The 19,620-nt window shown below is 68.4% G+C and carries 18 protein-coding genes; 12 read left to right on the top strand and 6 right to left on the bottom strand.

What is annotated here, in order from left to right:
• Positions 1–167 precede the first annotated feature (167 nt).
• Positions 168–335, bottom strand: coding sequence for a hypothetical protein (locus IG75_RS39310; RefSeq protein WP_156059156.1), 168 nt, complete (start codon positions 333–335; stop codon positions 168–170).
• A gap of 106 nt (positions 336–441) precedes the next feature.
• Positions 442–765, bottom strand: coding sequence for a hypothetical protein (locus IG75_RS0125225; RefSeq protein WP_030523945.1), 324 nt, complete (start codon positions 763–765; stop codon positions 442–444).
• Positions 766–1,282: 517 nt separating this feature from the next.
• On the opposite strand from IG75_RS0125225, the gene IG75_RS0125215 reads away from it, so the two are divergent.
• The 3 genes from IG75_RS0125215 (at position 1,283) to IG75_RS0125205 (ending at position 5,302) form a co-directional block, all read left to right on the top strand.
• Positions 1,283–1,753: a DIP1984 family protein gene (locus tag IG75_RS0125215; RefSeq protein WP_030523947.1), complete on the top strand. Its 471-nt coding sequence runs from the start codon at positions 1,283–1,285 to the stop codon at positions 1,751–1,753.
• A gap of 409 nt (positions 1,754–2,162) precedes the next feature.
• Positions 2,163–4,448, top strand: a complete 2,286-nt coding sequence (locus IG75_RS0125210) for an AAA family ATPase (RefSeq protein WP_030523948.1) — start codon at positions 2,163–2,165, stop codon at positions 4,446–4,448.
• A gap of 242 nt (positions 4,449–4,690) precedes the next feature.
• Positions 4,691–5,302, top strand: a complete 612-nt coding sequence (locus IG75_RS0125205) for a P-loop nucleotide/nucleoside kinase family protein (protein ID WP_051714907.1) — start codon at positions 4,691–4,693, stop codon at positions 5,300–5,302.
• A 19-nt stretch (positions 5,303–5,321) separates the two neighbouring features.
• Here the strand turns inward: IG75_RS0125205 and IG75_RS0125200 are convergent, their stop codons facing one another.
• On the bottom strand, positions 5,322–6,182 hold the full coding sequence (locus IG75_RS0125200; RefSeq protein WP_245713214.1) for a methyltransferase domain-containing protein: 861 nt from the start codon (positions 6,180–6,182) through the stop codon (positions 5,322–5,324).
• A gap of 598 nt (positions 6,183–6,780) precedes the next feature.
• Here IG75_RS0125200 and IG75_RS0125195 point away from each other — a divergent pair.
• On the top strand, positions 6,781–7,011 hold the full coding sequence (locus IG75_RS0125195) for a hypothetical protein (protein ID WP_030523951.1): 231 nt from the start codon (positions 6,781–6,783) through the stop codon (positions 7,009–7,011).
• 569 nt (positions 7,012–7,580) lie between these two features.
• Here the strand turns inward: IG75_RS0125195 and IG75_RS0125185 are convergent.
• The gene (locus IG75_RS0125185) at positions 7,581–8,231 is read right to left on the bottom strand and encodes a TetR/AcrR family transcriptional regulator (protein WP_030523952.1); all 651 of its coding nucleotides are present in this window, start codon (positions 8,229–8,231) and stop codon (positions 7,581–7,583) included.
• Positions 8,232–8,367: 136 nt separating this feature from the next.
• Between IG75_RS0125185 and IG75_RS0125180 the strand changes: the two genes are divergently transcribed.
• The 3 genes from IG75_RS0125180 to IG75_RS0125170 all read left to right on the top strand — a co-directional run bounded on the left by IG75_RS0125180 (position 8,368) and on the right by IG75_RS0125170 (position 12,065).
• Positions 8,368–9,204, top strand: a complete 837-nt coding sequence (locus tag IG75_RS0125180) for a zinc-binding dehydrogenase (RefSeq protein ID WP_030523953.1) — start codon at positions 8,368–8,370, stop codon at positions 9,202–9,204.
• A gap of 236 nt (positions 9,205–9,440) precedes the next feature.
• Positions 9,441–10,289: an LLM class flavin-dependent oxidoreductase gene (locus tag IG75_RS0125175; protein WP_030523954.1), complete on the top strand. Its 849-nt coding sequence runs from the start codon at positions 9,441–9,443 to the stop codon at positions 10,287–10,289.
• 282 nt (positions 10,290–10,571) lie between these two features.
• Positions 10,572–12,065, top strand: a complete 1,494-nt coding sequence (locus IG75_RS0125170; RefSeq protein ID WP_030523955.1) for a SulP family inorganic anion transporter — start codon at positions 10,572–10,574, stop codon at positions 12,063–12,065.
• A 197-nt stretch (positions 12,066–12,262) separates the two neighbouring features.
• On the opposite strand, the gene IG75_RS0125165 is transcribed toward IG75_RS0125170, so the two are convergent.
• Positions 12,263–12,817: a TetR/AcrR family transcriptional regulator gene (locus tag IG75_RS0125165; protein WP_030523956.1), complete on the bottom strand. Its 555-nt coding sequence runs from the start codon at positions 12,815–12,817 to the stop codon at positions 12,263–12,265.
• Positions 12,818–12,929: 112 nt separating this feature from the next.
• On the bottom strand, positions 12,930–13,640 hold the full coding sequence (locus IG75_RS37530) for a TetR/AcrR family transcriptional regulator (RefSeq protein ID WP_030523957.1): 711 nt from the start codon (positions 13,638–13,640) through the stop codon (positions 12,930–12,932).
• A gap of 132 nt (positions 13,641–13,772) precedes the next feature.
• Here IG75_RS37530 and IG75_RS0125155 point away from each other — a divergent pair, with 132 nt between their 5' ends.
• The 5 genes from IG75_RS0125155 (at position 13,773) to IG75_RS0125135 (ending at position 19,322) form a co-directional block, all read left to right on the top strand.
• Positions 13,773–14,864, top strand: a complete 1,092-nt coding sequence (locus IG75_RS0125155) for a homogentisate 1,2-dioxygenase (RefSeq protein ID WP_030523958.1) — start codon at positions 13,773–13,775, stop codon at positions 14,862–14,864.
• A gap of 92 nt (positions 14,865–14,956) precedes the next feature.
• Positions 14,957–16,132 carry a serine aminopeptidase domain-containing protein gene (locus IG75_RS0125150; RefSeq protein ID WP_030523959.1) on the top strand — a complete coding sequence of 392 codons (1,176 nt, stop codon included), beginning with the start codon at positions 14,957–14,959 and terminating at the stop codon, positions 16,130–16,132.
• A 94-nt stretch (positions 16,133–16,226) separates the two neighbouring features.
• Positions 16,227–17,438: a CaiB/BaiF CoA transferase family protein gene (locus IG75_RS0125145; protein ID WP_030523960.1), complete on the top strand. Its 1,212-nt coding sequence runs from the start codon at positions 16,227–16,229 to the stop codon at positions 17,436–17,438.
• 151 nt (positions 17,439–17,589) lie between these two features.
• The gene (locus IG75_RS0125140) at positions 17,590–17,970 is read left to right on the top strand and encodes a VOC family protein (RefSeq protein ID WP_030523961.1); all 381 of its coding nucleotides are present in this window, start codon (positions 17,590–17,592) and stop codon (positions 17,968–17,970) included.
• A 260-nt stretch (positions 17,971–18,230) separates the two neighbouring features.
• The gene (locus tag IG75_RS0125135; RefSeq protein ID WP_030523962.1) at positions 18,231–19,322 is read left to right on the top strand and encodes a hypothetical protein; all 1,092 of its coding nucleotides are present in this window, start codon (positions 18,231–18,233) and stop codon (positions 19,320–19,322) included.
• The last annotated feature ends 298 nt before the right edge of the window (positions 19,323–19,620 follow it).

Raw genomic sequence — 19,620 nt, 5'->3', positions numbered from 1 at the left:
TCCGACGGTCCCGAGACCGGGCGTGAACGCGTGCCCGCGCTCGCAGGAACGACACAAGGTCGGTGATCTTCGACAAGGCGATGCCCAGGATTCCACGCCGCGGTGGCCTGAGGGGATGGCCGACCTCGCCGGCGGGCTTCGTGCCCGGCGGCGAGATCGACGCCGAGCTATCCGCCGAGTGCGGACCCGGCCGGCCCGCGGTCCAGGAACACCGTTTCACCATTGGCGTCGTCCAGGCCGTCGTTATCGGTGACCACGTACAGGTGTCCGTTACCCCCGACGGTGACACCCTCGAACTTCTCCTGGACGAACTTCGTAAATACGACCGTTACCACTCACTCCCCCGCGTCCTTCCGAGCAGCGGGGTGTCGGGGCTTGCGACTACCAGCGGAGCGGGATCGCGCCGGCCACCTCTTCCGTACCCCCTCGATTGCGGACCGCCTACCGCACCGCACGAAGTGCCGCGGCGATCCGGGCGATATCCAGATCGACCACGACATCGTCACCGTTCCACACCCCGCGCTCGTCGATCGCCAGCCCGATCAGGGCCAGCTCCGCCGCGTCCTCACGCAACGCGCCCTGTTCCCGGCTCTCCTCGCCCATGTCATCCGACTCGTCTCGATTCCACGCGGCCATCGCGGATTCAGCCATTGCCCGGGGGATCCGCACTTCCACCCGGCCGACCTCGCTACCGAGATGGGCGCCGATCGCCCGGAGCACCTGCCGATCCGCCGCGTACCGCGCGTACTGATCCTGATCGTCCACGCTCCGAGCGTAGGCAGTCCGGCTGATCACCCGAACCCGGCCGCCTCGTTATGCCCACCGGACACACTTTGCCCTCATGACGCCGGCGGCCTATTCGACAGGGGCACTTGCCATACCAACTCTGATAGCTTCGTCCTCATGGCTGATCCCGGGGGGACTCCGAACCCAACCCGTAATCGCACTGCTGACGCGCTGGATCGATCAGTGCGGTGTTGTTCCGGATGCGCTACGCCAGGTGATCGACCGGAACGTATTCGAGCCGGCTCGCACTGCCACAGACATCGTCACACTGTCCGGACTCGACTCCTCGGCTGTCAATGACTACGGGTTCATCTACACCGAGTTCCACGAGATCGTCACGATCGACACGACAGGAGGGTCTCTCCGACTCATAGTTGCCGCCGACGATTAGCCCGCCCACACTGGTTTCGTCCATCGGTTGATCGCAGCGATCTGGATGGCCAGTAGTGCATGGCAAGCTTGTGGAACCTTCGTGGTCGTGACCGAAAGTAGGGATGTGAAGCCAGCAGAGGCTCTGTCGTTGCGTGCGGACGCGGTGCGCCGTGTCGAACAGCTGCGCGCCCGGATCGTCGGCAACGCCCGGTTCCAGGAGGGCGAGGAGCCCGCCGAGGACGCGGCGGCGCTACTCGGCGAAGCCGGCGAAGTGCTCGAAGAGTACGAAACGCTGATCCGGCGGATCAATCGCACCAACGCCGCCACGAACATCGGCCCGGACGGCACCCTGACCGATGCGCTCGCTCGCCGGGACGCGCTGCGGTTGCGGCATTCGGTGATCACCGACGCGGCGGACGCGGCCGCGGGCAAGAACCGGGGTGGTTACGCGCGACAGCTCCGGTCGGAGTTGAAGATCCTGTCCGCGCTGCCGGTCGCCGAACTCCGCGCGCAGGCCGATGGGCTGGCCGCGCAGCTGCGTGAACTGGATGTGCGGATCCAGCGCGCCAACTGGGAGGTCGACCTACTGGATTGACCACAGCAGTGGAGCAGGTAGCCGGTACGGAGGCGCGCACCGACCCGCTGGACCGACGGGCAATCGGTCACCTCCTGGCGCACGGAGGGCAGTGCGAGGGGTTCGACTCCCCGTTCTCACATCGCAGCCCAGCAACGCGCACAGGTGAGCGCGCACAGCGCACAACACACAACCGGGTGCGGATCCGTCACGGTGAGGGCGGGTACGGGGTACTCCACTGCTGTTTCGGCGCTGCCGGCGGCATCGCGGGGTTGGGCACGGCGCGGCCGAACGGCTCGAAAGCCGGAGCCGGCTATTGCCTCATGCCCGAAGAGCTGAACAGCCCGGCCATCGCGGATTTCCCGGCAGAATTCGCGGATCGCGTGCGGCCGGGACCGGTGAACAGACGAAGAGAGCCGCGGGACGACATATGACGACCACCGAGAGTGCCGGGATCACCTTGACGGCGGAGTTCGCCGGAGCGCTCGACCGCTTGGCGCGCGGTGACAGCCTCTTCCTGACCGGCAAGGCCGGCACCGGTAAATCCACGCTGATCCGCGAATTTCTCCGCACGACCGAACGCAAGGTGCTCGTGGCCGCGCCGACCGGTATAGCGGCGTTGAACGTAGGCGGCCACACCATTCACAATCTGTTCTCGTTCCGGCCCGAGACCACCCTCGACGAAGTCCGCAGCGGCCGGTACTTCCCCGCGCGATTCGCCCCCACCCTGCGTGAGCTCGACACGCTCGTCATCGACGAAGCATCGATGATCCGGGCGGATCTGCTGGATATGCTCGCGGCCGCACTGCAACGGTACGGTCCCCGGCGTGGTGCAGCTTTCGGCGGAGTGCAGCTCGTGCTGGTCGGCGATCTGTTCCAGCTGCCGCCCGTCGTGCTGGACAGCGAATCGGAGTTCTTCACCACACGGTACGAGTCGCCCTACTTCTTCTCCGCCGATTGCTACACGCCGGAACGATTCCCGACCATCGAGCTGACCCGGGTGTTCCGTCAGGTCGGCGACGCGCGCCTGCTGGAGATCCTTGGCGCGATCCGCGCGGGCACGATCGATCCGCGGCTCCTGGGGGAACTGAACGCCCGAACCGAAGCGGATTTCCGGCCACCGGTCCACGAGTTCTGGCTGACCCTGACCACCACCAACAAGAGTGCGGACCGGCGGAACCGGGATCAACTCCGCCGGCTGGATCAACCCGAAATCACCTCTCACGCGACGGAAACCGGGCAGTTGGACGGCTTCGACAGGCCGACCGAACGCCAACTCACCTACAAGGTCGGTGCGCAGATCATGCTCCTGACCAACGACGGTATGGGCAGATGGGCGAACGGCACGATCGGCCGAGTCGTCGCATTCCGGATCGAGGACGGCACACCCGTCGTCACGGTGAAACTTCCCGCCGGTATCCGCGTGGACGTCCGTCCGCATACCTGGGAGATCACCCGGCCGGTCGTCGAGGCCGGAACCCTCCGCAACGAGGTTGCCGGCACCTTCACCCAGCTGCCGTTCCGGCTGGCCTGGGCCATCACGATCCACAAAGGGCAGGGCCAGACACTGGACCGTCTCGTAGTCGACCTCACCGGTGGGACCTTCGCCGATGGACAACTGTATGTCGCGCTCAGCCGCTGCACGTCGATGGCGGGCCTGGTCTTGCGGCGTCCCGTCGCGGTCAAAGACCTGAAGACCGATCTGCGGGTCCGACGGTTCCTTGCCGCGGGCGAGCGCGCCCCGGCCTCGCTCGGTCCGGTGTACCTGGGCATCTGCACAGTCGGCGAATACGGCCGCTACGATCACCCGCGGCCGGTGGAATTCGCCCTGATCACCGACGACGGCACCGAGATCACTACCCTGATCAACCCGGAACGCGATCTAGGAGCCGCCCGCGCGGACTACGGCATCGCGGCCGCCGACGTCCTCCTCGCACCGACCCTGCCCCTGGCCTGGGCCGCGCTCGCCCCGTATCTGGTGGGGCGGACCCCGATCGGCGCCGATATCGACCGCCACCTCCGCTACATCGACGCCGAACTCAAACGCAACGGTTCCGCCGTCGCCATGCCCATCGGCAGCGACCTGACCCCGGCCGAACTCACGCCGGCGGACCGGGAGCGCCTCGACGCACCGCGCGCGATCGACCGCGCCCGCACCGTCCGCGATATCGTCACACGCCGGCCGGTACCGCCGCCGAGTGCCGGTGTTTTCCTGCCTGCCGCTCCCGCCTCCGGATATCTGCTGTGCCGGGGCGGCGGACCGGACTGTTTCCGGGCCGACGGCGTACTCCCCGCCGACAAGTCCCGCGAAGAAGTCCTCGCCGAACAGCTGCGCGCCTCGGCCGCGAAGACCAGGCCCGACGACGACACCCGAACTCTGCTCCGCGACCTGGAACGGAAGCTCGGGTATCCGCTCCTCGCCCCCGCTTCCGCCCTGCCCTCGGCCGATCTCGCCGCGATTCTGATATCCGGCGCGCGTGTCTGCTTCACCGGAAGCTTCACAGACGACGCCGGAAAACCCTGGGACCGAACCGAACTGGAGCGCCTATCCGAAAAGTGCGGACTCGTGCCCGTCGCCACCGTCACCAAGACGAAATGCGAGGCACTGGTCGCCGCCGAGGCCGGCACACAGTCGGGGAAGGCCAAACAGGCGATCAAGTTCGCGAAACCGGTCTTCACCGCCCAGCAGTTCCTCGCCTGGGCAGAGACTCGGTAACCGCATTCCGGCCCCACCCTGACCTCGAGCACTGCTTCGAACAGAGACTCGGGCCGACGATATGGCTGTCTTCGACGTCGGCAGGTTGCCATCGCGTGGTTCCGGGGGCGACACGTTCTGGGATTGCGGAGGCTCGCACCCCCGGAGAGAATTCCGGGTAGTCGCCGGTCCGCACTTCCCAAGCTTTCGATACCGCATACGTCCGGTCCAGGCGGTAGGGAGAAGGGTCGAACTCCCATGGGGTGGCCGGACCGGTCGGGTTCGCGGTCCGGACGCCCGGCGGCGACGATGATTTCGTGGACAAACTGCTGGTGCTGGTGAACGGACTACCCGGCTCGGGCAAATCGACTCTCGGGGCGACCCTCGCCTCGGTATTGCGGGCGGAGTTCCTGTCGAAGGACGCTGTCAAGGAGGCCCTTGCCGGATGCCTCACCGAGATCGACGCCGTACCCGATCTCGGTGGTATCGCAATGGATACCGTCTGGGCCTCGGCCCGTGCGGCGCCGCGCGATGTGGTCGTCGACTCCTGGTGGTTCCGCCCGCGCGATCTCCGGTTCGCGCAGACGGGGGTCGAGTTGGTGGCGCCCGGCCGGTTCGTCGAAATCTGGTGTGATGCAACAACCGAGGTGGCCCGGGCTCGCTATGCGGCCCGTCAGCGCCCCGCACTGTATCGGGACGAACAGCGCCTTGCCGCGGACTGGGATATCTGGGCGGCGCGGGCAACGCCGCTGGGGTTCGGGCCGGTGCTGCCGGTCGACACCACGCGACCGGTCGACCACGCGGAGCTCGCGGCCGAAATCGCCCGGGTGGCAGCGAGGCCCGCCTTCGATACCGGCCCGCCACACTGCGGGTAGGGGCGCCGGGAACCTCGGATCAGTGAAGCGGGAGGTGGCCGAGGACGGCGAACATGGTGACCGACAGGTGATAGTCACCGACCGCGACGCCCGCTTCGATGGCGGCGACGAGATCGTCGTGTTCCTGTTCGGTGATCACCTCCCGAGCCAGCGCGGCACCGCCCACCTCGTCGAACATGGGACGGGCGGCGGCCGGATCCCAGATCACCGCTTCTGAACCCATATCGTCGATCTCGAACCCGGCCGCCGCCAGCCGGCCGCGCAGGGACCGGCCGGATCTGGAGTTGGGGGTGGCCTCGAGCATGGCGGCGATCATCCGCGCGACCACTTCGGTGTCGCCGGGGTGCAGAATGGCGGTCTGCCAGTCGCTGTCCACCAGTACCGCCCGGCCGCCCGGCCGCAGGACCCGGGCGATCTCCGCGGTGGCGGCGGCCGGATCGTCGAGATGCTGGTAGACGCGTTCGCTGCGTACCGCGTCGAAGGAGTCGTCGTCGAACGGCAGCCGGTAGGCGTCGGCTTCGACGAACCGGCACCGCGCCCCCGCCGCAGCGGCCCGTTCACGTGCCACGGCGAGCATCGCCGGGTTCGGTTCGATCCCGACAGCCTGCCCCTCCGGTCCCACCCGGCGGGCGAACTCCAGCACCTCCGAGCCGGTCCCCGAGCCGATATCGAGAGCTCGCTCCCCGGCGCCGACGGCCAGCGCCGCGTGGGCCCAGTCGCGCATACGCCTGATCCCCGGGAGGGCTGCCTGCAGATCGAGGGCAGCGACGAGCAGGGCCATCGGGTCGACGCCGGACGTCCCCTCTTCGGTGCGCGCGGTCGCGATGTCATCGAGATGGAACGAAGGCGGCCGTACGGGCTGCTCGGGTTCGCTCGGCACGGATTCCGACATTAGTGAGGCCGGGCGGTGTCCCGGCACCCGCTCGGCATCGATTCGGTGGCGGTTCGGGCGCGAATGAGACGCGGTTGTCGCCGGTACGACTACGACTACGACCACGAGGACACCTGGCCTTACATGCCATCCCGGCGCGGCGGAACGAGACGAGAGAACAGTTCTCCCCGCGTTCTGTGGTGTCGACGAACACCTGGAAAAGCGGCCCGGTTAATCGCCCACGACCGCATCCCGCCAGACATCGGCGCCGACCTGCACAGCAAACCGACCGAACTCACCAAGCGCGCTCGGGGGATTCTCTCGCCCGTATCTCGAGCGGCGGTGGTCGCGAGGCGGCCCGGTGGAGTCCTGCATCTGGGTTCGTTGGCCGCGACAGCGGGCGCGGTGTCAGTGGGTGTTCAGGTGGATACCGAGGGGGCAACGGAGGCCGACCCCGAAACGAAGTGCATCAGCGAGCAAGTGAGGCATCGACGCTTCTAATTGTGTGAGAGAAAACATATCTCGCCGTAACACTCTCGCAGCGGCTCGACATATGACAGCGTAATCATCCTTCGTCCCAGCACGGGATACCAACGAAAGGAACACTGTGAGATCCAGATTCAGCACCTTCGCCGCGGCCGTCTCGATCGCCGCCGCCGGCGTGGGCGTCGCTGCCGGTGCCGCGTCCGCCGCACCGCTGCCGCTGACCGATGTGGCTCCGGTCAACGAGACCGACCCGGGCACCGGAGCTGCGACCGGGTCCGCGGACCTGCTCCCGACACTGCTGCCGCTGCTGACCGGCTCCGCGGACGCCACGCCGGGGCAGACCCCCGCCTAGTAGCAAGAGGCACCAATACATCTCTGTCGACGAATGCGGCCCCTGTTCGCCGGGCGTGGCCGCTCCGATGAGGGATGTAAGCACTACCCCAAACTGCGTAGGTCTCGGATGTTTCATCCGTGACCGGCGGCCCCGGAAAGCTGTCGAAGCTTTTTCGGGGCCGTTCTTTTCCCTTGCCGGAACAGCCCCACCTAGGCTCTGCACGCGAAAACCTTGGCCCGCACTGCCGCCGCCCATCGTCCGCGCCGGTGCCGCCCGTACAGGCCCCCACTTCGGGCTGCCACCTGGGTCGAATACCCGGGCCAATCGCCAGGAATGTCGATGTCGGTCATCGATGCGCGCGTGACCGCGTAAACGACTGCCCGTCATCAGGTTCGCGGCTCGTCGACACCGAGTTTTGTCCCCGCTACTCCACTACGTAACCGGTGAATCCGCGCCACTGACCGCGGGGCCGGGGCCCGGTCGGGAACCGGGCACGGCGTAGTCCGGTCCGGAACACAGCCTGTGCCGTTTCCTGGGCACGGAGTTTTCGGCCGACCGATTCGACCGTCCGGGACCCGCGCGCCGATTCAGTCGGCGGCACGTGGACCCGGCACCAGAACAAGCGCTTCGGGTGCGGCGGCGAAGGCACCACGGAGGTGGTTCGCGAGGCTGCCGATATCGCGCTTGCCGGAACTGTTGCTCCACGCTTCCATGCCGCAGTGGAATGCGGCGACCACGACGTCCAGGGCCAGACGAGTGCGCTGGTCGGCGGGAAGTCCGGCGCCGAAACGGTGGTGCAGGATCTCCAGCGCTTCGCGGACGGTGCGGTCGCAGAATTGGAGATTGTTCGCGCCCATGGAGGGCGTGGACTGCGCGAGACGGTGGCTGCGGGCGGCACGGCCGGCCCAGCCTTCCACGGGCATTCGTTGCAGTGCCGCCAGCACGCTGTCCTGCAGGATTCCGTAGAGCGATCCGGTACCGGGCTCGTGGGTTTCCAGCTCGTGGAGAAAGGCGGCCCACAGGTCTCGCAGCGGCGCCATGGCGACGTCTTCTTTACTGGTGAAGGTGCGGAAGAAGGTGCGTTTGGAGACCTCGACCGCGTCGCAGAGTTCGTCGAGCGTGGTGCTGTCGAATCCGTTCTCCGTGAACAGTTCCAGAGCGGTGTCGACCAGTGCCTGGCGCGTGCGTAGTTTCTTGCGCTCGCGCAGCGGCGGCCGGTCCAGCGCAGCGTCGGCCATAGGGACAGGATAGCGTCCGGCCGCCCCTCGATTCCTATCGCCCCTTGACGCCATTTGCCACTCAGTGGCATTTTGAGGTGATGGCACCGCACCCGGTGTCACATCGAAACTCTTCCCACTCGAAAGGCGCTGTGTGATGCGCGCATTGATCGTCGACCGTTCCGCTCCGGCCGGATTACGTATCGGCGAGGTACCCGATCCGGACCCGGCACCGCATCAGGCGGTGATACGGGTGACGGCGACATCGCTCAACTACGGCGAGGTCCAGTTCGGGACACCGGTGGTCACCCTCGGCTGGTCCGGCGCCTGGGCGGAGTTCCGTGCGGTGGACACCGACCTGATCGGCACGGCTCCGGCCGGCGCGGAACCGGCGGCGCTCAGCACCGTTCCGGTCGCCGCGACCACCGCGCTGCGCGCCCTGCACCGGCTCGGACCCGTGCTGGGGCGGCGGGTATTGATCACCGGAGCGACCGGCGGCACCGGCCGGTACGCGGTCCAGCTCGCCCGGCTCGGTGGCGCGCATGTCGTCGCGGCGACCGGCGACCCCGCCGCGCACGGCGCGGGCCTGCGCGAACTCGGTGCGGCCGAGGTCGTCACCGGCGCCCGTGACCTGGATGCCCCGGTCCACGGCGCCATCGATCTGGTGGGTGGCAGCCGGCTGGTCGACGCCTACCAGCGTCTCGCCGAGGGCGGCACGGTGGTCGCGGTCGGGCATTCGGCCGGCACGGACGAGACGTTCCCCTATGGGGCCTTCTTCGGCGATCAGGGCCGGCACGACCGGTCGGTCACCTCCTTCTTCCTCCTGGGGTGTCGCGACCTGGGGCCCGATCTGAGCTGGCTGGCCCGGCAGGTCGCGATCGGGACCCTACGGCCGAGTATCGCCTGGCAGGGCGATTGGACCCGGGTCGGCGAGGCGGCCGAGGCGCTGCTGTCGCGCCGCCTGCACGGGAAGGCGGTGCTGGAAGTGGGATGACCGCCGTCGTAACGAACGAATCGTGGGTCACCCGATGAACTCTTGGGCCGGACCCCGGCGACCGGGAAAGGACCGGCGGATTTCTGTTTGTGGACGGCCGTATTCACGCATATAGTCGGCGTGATCCGATCGGAGCTCCCCGGAAGTACAGCCGCAGAGTGGGAGCCCGCGCCCGAACGAACCGGGCGATGGAGTGGGCGGCGTATTTTGCCCACCCATTTTTCCGGAGGAATGCCATGCATATCGGACTCGGACTCCCCATCGCCGACCCCGCCGTCCTGCTCGACTGGGCACGCCGTGCCGACGCGGGACCGTTCTCGACCCTCGGCCTGCTCGACCGCCTCGTCTACGACAACCCCGAACCGCTGGTGGCGCTGTCGGTGCTCGCCGGTGCCACCAGCCGGATCAATCTACAGACCGAGGTCCTGCTCGCTCCGCTGCGCGATACCGCTCTGCTGGCGAAACAGGTCGCCACGCTGGACCGTATGTCCGGCGGCAGGCTGGTGCTCGGGCTCGGCGTCGGCGGCCGCGCCGACGACCACCTCGCGGCCGGGGTCGACCTGCACACGCGCGGCCGCCGGATGGACGCGCAACTCGCGCAACTGCGCGGCCTGTGGTCCGGCGAACCGTTCGGCGGCGACTGCGGGCCGATCGGGCCCACACCGGTTCGCCGCAGCGGACCGCCGATCCTCTTCGGCGGGTTCCGGCCCGTCGCGCTGGAACGTGTCGCTCGCTGGGGCGACGGATTCCTGTCCGCGGCACCGGCACAGTGGTGTGAAGGGCTGTTCGATTCGGTTCGCCGGTCCTGGCACGAGCACGGACGGCAGGGGGACCCGCGGATCGTCGCCCAGGTCAATGCCGCGCTCGGACCGCAATCGGTCGTCGACGAGGCCCGGGCGGCCATCGGCGCCTACTACGACTTCACCGACTGGGCCGAGAACGTGGTGTCGGGGATGTGCACGACGCCGGACGAGATCCGCGCGGCGATAAGGCAATTCACCGATCTGGGCGCCGACGAGGTCATGCTCTACTGCTACGGCACCGACCCGGATCAGGTCGATCGCCTGGCCGACCTGATCGGCTGATCGGGTCCGCGCCGGACACCGGCATCGTGGCCACACCGGTCGGCCCACCCGCGGATCGGCGGCCCTTGCGAGACGCGCCGCACCGCGGCCGGAACGGGGAGGTAAAGTCACCGCGCCGAGTGTTCGCCGCCCACCGCTGTCCGCCGGCACGGCCGGTTTCGGACTTCGTCCTGCACGATTTCCCGACGTCCGCTCGGCTCCCCCGATACCCGTGCCGGTCCACCCCGGCCGTGCGGCCACGGCCGCGCTCGATGAACGGAGACAGTCACCGTGGCGACGGCAATGCGCACCGGACACTCCGGTACCTCGGTGAGGGCGGCGCTGCGCAGCCCGAAACTGTTGCGCACCGAAGTGCTGGCCGGGCTCGTCGTGGCGCTGGCCTTGATCCCGGAGGCGATCGCCTTCTCCGTCATCGCCGGCGTGGATCCGCGGGTGGGGTTGTTCGCGTCGTTCACCATGGCGGTCACCCTCGCGTTCACCGGTGGCCGCCGCGCCATGATCTCCGCGGCGACCGGCGCCGTGGCGTTCGTGGTCGCGCCGGTCGTGCGCGAGCACGGGCTGGACTATCTCCTGGCCACAGTGATCCTGGCCGGTGTCCTGCAGATCGCGCTCGGCGTGGCGGGCGTCGCGAAACTGATGCGGTTCATACCGCGCAGCGTGATGGTCGGTGTGGTCAACTCGCTGGCGATGCTGGTCTTCCTTGCCCAGCTCCCCCAGTTGATCGGGGTGCCGTGGCCGGTGTACCCGCTGGTGCTGGCGGGGATCGCGATCATCGCGGTGCTCCCCAGGCTCACCACCGCGGTGCCCGCGCCCTTGGTGGCGGTGGTCGCGCTCACCGCGGTCACGGTGGCGTCGGGGCTGCACGTGCCCGAGGTCGGCGGGCAGGGCGACCTGCCGTCGACACTGCCGCTTCCGCTGCTGCCCGAGGTGCCGTGGAACCTCGAGACCCTGCGGATCATCGCCCCCTACGCCTTCGCGATGGCGGTGGTCGGACTGCTGGAATCGCTGATGACCGCCGAACTCGTCGACGGCATCACCGATACCCCGTCGAACAAGACACGCGAGAGCTGGGGCCAGGGCGTCGCCAATATCGTCACCGGATTCTTCGGCGGCCTGGGCGGCTGCGCGGTGATCGGCCAGACCGTGATGAACGTGAAGATCGCCGGCGCCCGCACCCGGATCTCCACCCTCCTGGCGGGGGTGTTCCTGCTGGTCCTGGTGGTCGGGCTCGGCGGGCTGGTCGCGCGGATCCCGATGGCGGCCCTGGTGGCGGTCATGATCATGGTGTCGATCACCGCGATGGACTGGCATTCGCTGGCTCCGGCGACACTGCGGCGGATGCCGATCGCCGAGACCACGGTCATGCTGCTGACCGTCGCCGTCACCGTCCTCACCCACAACCTGGCCTACGGGGTGGTCACCGGTGTCGTCACCGCGATGGTCGCCTTCGCGCACCGGGTCGCGAGTTTCACCGAGGTCGCACCCGTCGCGACAGCGGTTTCCGGGGACACCACCCGCGTCTACACGGTGCGCGGCGAACTGTTCTTCGCCTCCAGCAACGATCTCGTCCACCGATTCGACTACAGCGGAGACCCGGCCGAGATCGTGCTCGATCTGTCCGAAGCACATATCTGGGACGCTTCCACCGTGGCCGCGCTCGACGCCATCACCACGAAGTACGCCGCGAAGGGCAAACGAGTGACGATCCGGGGCCTGAATCCGGCCTCGGTGGCGCGGCACCGACGGTTGTCGGGTCATCTGACCGGCGGGCACTGAACCGGCTCGTCGCCCCATCGGACTCGGCCGATACCGGTGCGGTCCGAGAGTCGGTGGCGCACCACTCGTCGCGGTCACCGGCCGACCCCGGCACGGCGCTTCCACCGGCGCGGCTGTTGCCGGGCGCCCACGGACGGGAACCGAGTCGAGCACGCCCTGTCCGCGGCTCACCACAACGATCCGACTCACCGCACGGCTCAGCGACGCAGCAGGAAATCGACCAACTCGGCGTGCTCGGCGGTTCCTTTCCGCGCCCCGTCCGACAGATGCAGCGCACCGATCCCCATCGCGAACATCCATTCCGCCCGCCGGGTGGCGGTCTCCTGGTCGAACCCGTGATCGAGGAAAGCCCGGCGCACCGCGCGACGGGCGCGACGGTCGGCGGCGCGCACACTCGCCGCGGCGCGCGGATCCGATCGAGCCCATTCCCGCATGGCGCGCTCCAGCGTCCACTGGCGGGACCCGGTGAGCAACCCCATCATCTCGATCAGCCGCTCCCGCGGCGCGACACCGGCGAGCGCGTCCATCCGCTGGTGGTCCTGATCGCGCCAGCCGCCCCACGCCGCGACGAGCGCGTCCTTGAACGCGGCGATATCGGAGAAATGATGGTAGAAACTGCCTTTGGTCACCCCGAGACGCCGGCAGATCTCGTCCAGTTTGAGCGCCCGGAAGCCCTCCTCCGCCAGCACGGTGTAGCCGGCCTGTAACCAGTCGTCGACCGTCAACTGAACGGCACCACGCGCCCGCGCCATCGGGTCAGCTTAACGCGGCGAGCCGATCCCCCGGGCACCGAGCCGATCCCGCTCTACGCCATGGATGGCCGGCAGAACCGGACCGATACGCCGGCGAGTCTCCCTCCGAGCCTCATCCATCGCCGAAGGTGTCGTCCGTGCCCGGTGCCCGAGCCACCCGGGCCGCTATCCCGGCGACAATGGTGTCGGCGACCAGCCGCGCGTGCCGGCGCACCGCTCGCGGGGAGAGGGGGTCCGCCGGGGCGATCCGGGTCGCCAGCGGCAGCTGCGCGAAGGGCGCGGTGGCGCCGCTCGTGATGAGGAAGTGCAGGGTGCGCAGGTCGTCGCGGTTCAGAATCCGTTGCCGGAGCAGTGGTTTCAGTGGTTCGGCGAGTAATACCGACATCGGTTCGATGTGCCGGTCGTAGAGGTAGGTCAGCCGGGGGCCCTCGATGGCCGCTTCCATACCGATCAACCGCACTACGTCCGGGTATTCGGCCTGGATTTCCAGGAAGCGGATGATGCCGGCGCGGAATTCCTCCAGCGGCGGCAGATCGTCGCGGGCGGGCCGGATCCGCAGCAGCGTGATGACATCGGTGAAGATCCAGTCCACCACCGCGTACCACAGCGCTTCCTTGGAACCGAACCGCTGATGGATCAGATTGTGGCTCACCCCGAGTTCCCGGTTGATCGCGGCCACCGAGGCGCCGGCGAACCCGTCGCGCGCGAAGACGCGTAGGGCGACCGTGCGGATCTCGTCCACCGAGGCAGGCGAATCACCGGCGGGTGGGCGTCCTCTCCCCTTGCGCGACCCCCGCGGTTCCGGTGCGACCTCTACGTCCATGGACACGAATTATATTGACAGCTATCAATTTCTCTGCGAGGGTGACACCGATCACTTCGCTGTGCGGTGTGGCGGAGCGCGGCCCCACCGGCGCCATGGCCGCTCCGTGCCCGACGAGGATGGGATACTGCTATGGAATCCTTTGTGCACCTGCGGAAAGGCACCACTCCCAACCGGCTGCACGCCGATCTCGATGGCCTCTCCGACGATGAACTGGGCCGCGGTGGATTCACCGGGCGCACCGCTCAGCTGTACCGGCGCAACGAGCCGATGGGTTATCGCGCCGAGGGCCCGCTCGCGCCCGTCGACGTCCTCGCCGACACGCTGAAGCCCACCGACTCCACCGACCCGGCCGGCGCACCGCTGCTGCTGTTCTCCAATGCCGACTGCCGGATCCTGCTGAGCCGGCGCGCGCAGGAGATGCCGTTCTTCGCGCGCTACGTCGACGGCGACCTGCTCTCGTTCGTGCACAAGGGCAGCGGTCTGCTGGAGACGGAGTTCGGTCCGCTGCGTTACCGCGAGGGCGACTGGGTCTACCTGCCCAAGGCATGCACCTTCCGGCAGGTGCCCGACAGCGAATCCACCTGGCTGATGATCGAGGCGACCGAGGAGTTCCGGGTTCCGCCGGCCGGGCCGCTGGGGCGGCACTTCCCGTTCGACCCGGGCAAGATGGTCGTTCCCGAGCCGCGGGCCCTGGACGACGATGGGCGCGACGAGTACGAAGTGCGGCTGATCCACGAGGGCGGTCCGACCTCCCTGTTCTATCGGCACCATCCGCTCGACGTGGTGGGCTGGCAGGGCGACAACTTCCCGTTCACGTTCAATATCGCCGACTACAACGTGATCCTCTCCGATACCGTGCACCTGCCCGCCACCGTGCACCTGTTCATGCAGGCCACCGGGGTGTACGTGATGAACTTCCTGCCGAAGCGGGCCGAATCGGCGCCGGGGACCGAAACCGTGCCGTGGTATCACCGCAATGCCGACTACGACGAGATCGCGTTCTTCCACGGGGGCGATATGTACGGCGTGCCCATGCCGCCGGGCCTGATCTCCCATGCGCCGCAGGGCGTGCACCACGGCGCGCCGGAGAAGATGCGCGAGCGGGCACGGCGGAAGCGCGAGGAGATCACCCATATCGGGTGGACCACCATCGCGGTCGACACCCGGCGGCGGCTCACCCCCTCCCCCGAGGTACGGGCCGCGAATCTCGGCGCGCACTGAAGATCCCGGTCGCGGACCACGGCCCGGCCGCCCGCGGCGCTCCGTGCCGACGCCGTGCTCAGCGGAAACGAAAGACGAAGGCAGGCAATACGATGTCGCATCATGTCGAACGCGTCCCGTATGTGGTGGCGTACGCGAATACCTCCGGCACCCGGGACGCCTACGGCGGCCTCACCGAAACGGTCACCCTCGATTCGATCCTGGTGAAACCGAAGGATCTCGCGTCGGACACGGTGCTGGTGCTCATGCATCCCGTCTCCAGCGGGACCTATCTGCCGATCGTCACCGCGCTCGCCCGGGCCGGACACCACATCATCGTCTGCAACAGCCGCTACCGCGGCGCCGACGCCGCACTGCTCATGGAGAAAGTGGTGCAGGACCTCGGAGAATGCGTCCGTGACGCCAAGAAACGACTCGGTTACTCGAAGGTGGTCCTGGCCGGATGGAGCGGGGGCGGATCGTTGTCGGTGTACTACCAGCAGCAGGCCCGGCGCCCGACCGTGACCGCGAGCCCGTCCGGTGACGGGCCCGACCTCACCGCACTCGACCTGATCCCGGCCGACGGCATCCTCCTCATGGCCGCCCATATCAGCCGCCACCACACCCTCACCGAATGCCTGGACCCGTCGATCCTCGACGAGACCGATCCCTCCAGACGCGACCCGGAACTGGATCTCTACAACCCGGACAACCCGAACCAGCCGCCCTACCGCCCCCAATTCGTGACCCGCTACCGGCAGGCGCAGCTGGACCGGAACCGGCGGATCACCGCCTGGGTGAAGGAGAAGCTGGCGGCGATCGCGGCCTCGGACCGGCCGCAGGACGAGTTCTGTTTCGTCGTGCACGGCACCATGGCCGATCCGACCGTGCTCGATCCCGCCCTCGATCCCAACGATCGCACGCCCGGCGAGTCCTATCTGGGCGAACCGCAGGAGGTGAACACGGGCGCGTTCGGCCTGGCCCGGTTCACGACCCTGCGCAGCTGGCTGTCACAGTGGAGTATCGACGACGCCCGCGGCGACGCGGTGGCCTGCGGCCCCGATATCGAGGTCCCCACCCTGGTTCTCTACAACGCCGCCGACAATGTGTGCACACCCTCGCACGCCCATCGCATCTATGAGGCCCTGGGCTGCGCGGACAAGGAATTGCACGAGATCCCCGGCGCCAACCACTACTACCTGGGCCCCGACCAGCGCGAGCCGCTGGCGAAGGCGATCACGCTCGTCGACGGCTGGCTGCGCGCCCGCGACCTGGCACCCGCCGCGTGACCACGCTGCGCTCCCCGGCCCGGCGGGAGCGCAGCGTGGCGCTCCCGCACCACCCCTCGGCCCTCCCCTGGTGGCCACCGGAGATAATGCCGCGATGGACTCCGCGACAACCGGTGCTCTCGACGGTATCCGGGTACTCGAGATCGGTACGCTGATCTCCGGCCCCTTCGCCGGCCGCCTACTGGGGGATATGGGCGCCGAGGTGATCAAACTCGAGCCTCCGGACGCCCCGGACCCGCTGCGCACCTGGGGTCAGGCCGAACTCGACGGACATCATTTCTTTTGGACCGTGCACGCGCGCAACAAGAAAGCCGTGACGCTGAACCTGCGGGAGGACGCGGGCCGGGACCTGTTCCTGGAACTCGCCGCGAAATCCGACATCATCGTGGAGAACCTGCGGCCCGGCACGCTGGAACGCTGGGGTCTCGGCTACGACGTACTGCGGGAACGCAATCGGGGCATCATCCTGGTCCGGGTATCCGGGTACGGGCAGACCGGCCCGGAGGCCCGCAAGGCCGGATATGCCTCGGTCGCCGAAGCGGCCAGCGGCCTGCGCCATATGAACGGTTTCCCCGGCGGCCCGCCGCCGCGGCTCGCCCTCTCCCTCGGCGACAGCCTGGCCGGGATGTTCGCCGCCCAGGGAGCGCTGGCGGCGCTGTACCGGCGCACCGTCACCGGGGAGGGGCAGATCGTCGATGCCGCGCTCACCGAGGCCTGCCTGGCGGTGCAGGAGTCCACCATCCCCGACTACGACATCGGCGGCGTGGTCCGCGGTCCGTCGGGTACCCGGCTGGAAGGTATCGCGCCGTCGAATATCTACCGCACCGCCGACGGAAGCTGGGTGGTGATCGCGGCCAACCAGGACACGGTGTTCCGCCGGCTCTGCGCGGCAATGGACCAACCGGAGCTGGCCACCGACGAACGATTCGCGAACCACACCGCACGCGGCCGCAACCAGGACGAACTCGATGCGATCATCGGCGAATGGGCGGCACGGCGACAGCCCGGGGAGATCATGGCGACGCTCGGCGAAGCCGGGGTGATCAGCGGGCCCATCAACACCGTCGCCGAGGTGGTCACCGACCCGCAGCTGAATGCGCGCGGCATGATCGCCGACCACTACGACGAGCGCATCGAACGGAATGTGAAGGGCCCGGGCGTCGTACCCGTGCTGTCGGCGACCCCGGGGACCATCCGCAATGCCGGGTCGGCGCGGCCGGGCCAGCACAACGACGAGGTGTACTCCGGTCTGCTCGGGAAATCCGCGGCCGAGGTGGCGGCGCTGCGGTCGCAGGGGATCGTCTAGCGTGTCGGATTCCGGCGCCGCGGGCCGCCGCGGTGCCGGAATCCGTCCCTGTCGCGGGTTCTCGGCGCCGACCAGGGCGGATCGGTACACGATCGGAGGGTAAACCCGTTGGCCGGGCGGCCGTGGCCGCCCGCTCTGCTCAGGAGGACTCGTGCTGACCGCACTGCCCATCCGATACGTTGCCGATGTCGAGGCGTCCCGCCGGTTCTACGCCGGGCTCGGATTGCACCCCGGTGACGACAACGGCCTGTCGGTCTGGTCGCAACTGGACGCCGACGCGGGCGCGGTGGGCATCCACGACGCCGCGGTATCGAAGGGCCGGCCGCCGGGAACGGTGGAATTGGGTTTCGCCACCGACGAACCACTGGAAGCGGTCGCCGCCCGCCTCCGCGCCGCCGGGTACGCCCCGGAACTGGTGGCGGAGGATTTCGGGCGCAGCCTGCGGCTGACCGACCCCGACGGTGTCACGATCCAGATCCAGGAACTGGATACCGAGGTAATGCGCCGGTCGGAGGCCGCACTCCAGGATTAGCCCGTCCGGGGCGGCCGTCCGGCGGCGAGGCGATCCGCCGGTTCCGGTCCCCGAGAGCGGCCCGCTCGACGATGCGTAGCGGCTATCATCGGAGAGTGGCGTGAGACACCATGCGGCACATTGTCGTCGGCGACGATCGGCCGGATGCGTGTCGGCCACCTCGGGCGATCGGCGCCGGGCCGGTCGTCTCCTGCCGGGCGACAGAAGAGTGACGCATGACCAGATACGCGCATTTTGTAGGTAGCCTCCCCCCTGAACTGATGACAGGAGGTGATCGTGGCGTTCTGGACTGGTTCGCGGCGCACACCGAGGGCCGCCCCGTCACCGCGATCCCCTGCGACTTGGATCCCGACTGGATCCTGGCGTATCTGAAGGACCTCGGGAACCGCACCGACACCCTGGAGGTATTGCATCCGGGCGGATTCGACGGATACTCCGATTTCCCCACCTACGGCGTCCGGTCCGGCCGGACCCTCGAACCGCGAGATGTCTCGATGAACCGGGTCGAACGGATCGGCGAAGTGGTGACGGCCTTCGAGTCGTTCCTACGCGACCGGCCCGAACTGGCCGGAACCAAACTCCAGCTCAGCCAGCCCCATCCGCTGGATCTCGCCATGTTCGTCCACGCCGGTGGTGCCGTGGCCACCGGTCTGCCGGTCGGGCTGGCCCTGCGGCGGGCGAATCTGGCCCTCACCGCAGTGCGGAATCTCCCGGTGTTCACCGAGGCGGTGCTGCAGGAGATGCGTGAGGTACGCCGTCGGCACGGCGATCTGATCGTCTGGCAGGTGGAAACCCCGATCTCGCTACTGAGTATGGTCAAGGCGCAGCAACTGGGAGCGCTGTGGGCGCTGGCGCCGGTGGTCGCGGGACAACTCGCCGGATTCCTGGAGAAGGTGCACGAGGTCGATCGTGAGCACGGTGTCGATACCGAGACCATCGTGCACCTGTGTTACGGCGACTACCAGCACGAGAGTCTGCTCAGCCCGAAGAATCTGGCACCCGCCGTCGCCCTGCTCGGCCGTACCGGACGCCGCCTCGCCGAACGCGGCGTACCTGTTCCCCGGGTACATATCCCGTGCGCGTACGGTGCCCACCCCGCGCCGGTCGACCCGGAGTTCTATGCGCCGCTGCGCGAACTCGGGCCCGAATGGCGAGTGATCGCGGGCGTGGTCTCCACCGACGACCCCGACCGGAGCGCGCAGGCGCTGTCGCTGTTCGAGCAGGCCCGCGATACCACTGCCTACGGGGTGGCCGCCGCGTGCGGTTTCGGTCGTAACAAGGCCGAGGAGGCCGAACAGGGCGCCGCGACCATCGCGTCGCTCGTCCGGGCGCCGGAGATCAGCCGGGGCTGACCCGCCGGGCGAACGCCGTCCCCGATACGCCCCACCCGGCGGTTGGTCCGTGCCGCCGGGAGGGGCGATACCTCCGCCTTCGCTGCGACCTCCGCCGATTACAGGCTCCACCCTCGCTGCGGCCTGCCTCGACCGCGGGTACAGGCCGTGGAGGAGGCTCGGCCGGGGTTCCTACGGTAGGCCGACGGGTCTTAACGCTCGTTATTGTTCGTGCAGATACGTAGTACGGATGCACGCACAATTGTGCGTGCGCTGATACACTCTCCTAGGCGCCATTCTGTTTGAAACCACTTGCGGC

This window comes from Nocardia rhamnosiphila NBRC 108938 (assembly GCF_000720425.1).
GTDB lineage: Bacteria > Actinomycetota > Actinomycetes > Mycobacteriales > Mycobacteriaceae > Nocardia > Nocardia rhamnosiphila.
The sequence above is the reverse complement of the archived record's forward strand: the minus strand, read 5'-3'. Positions and strand labels throughout refer to the sequence as shown.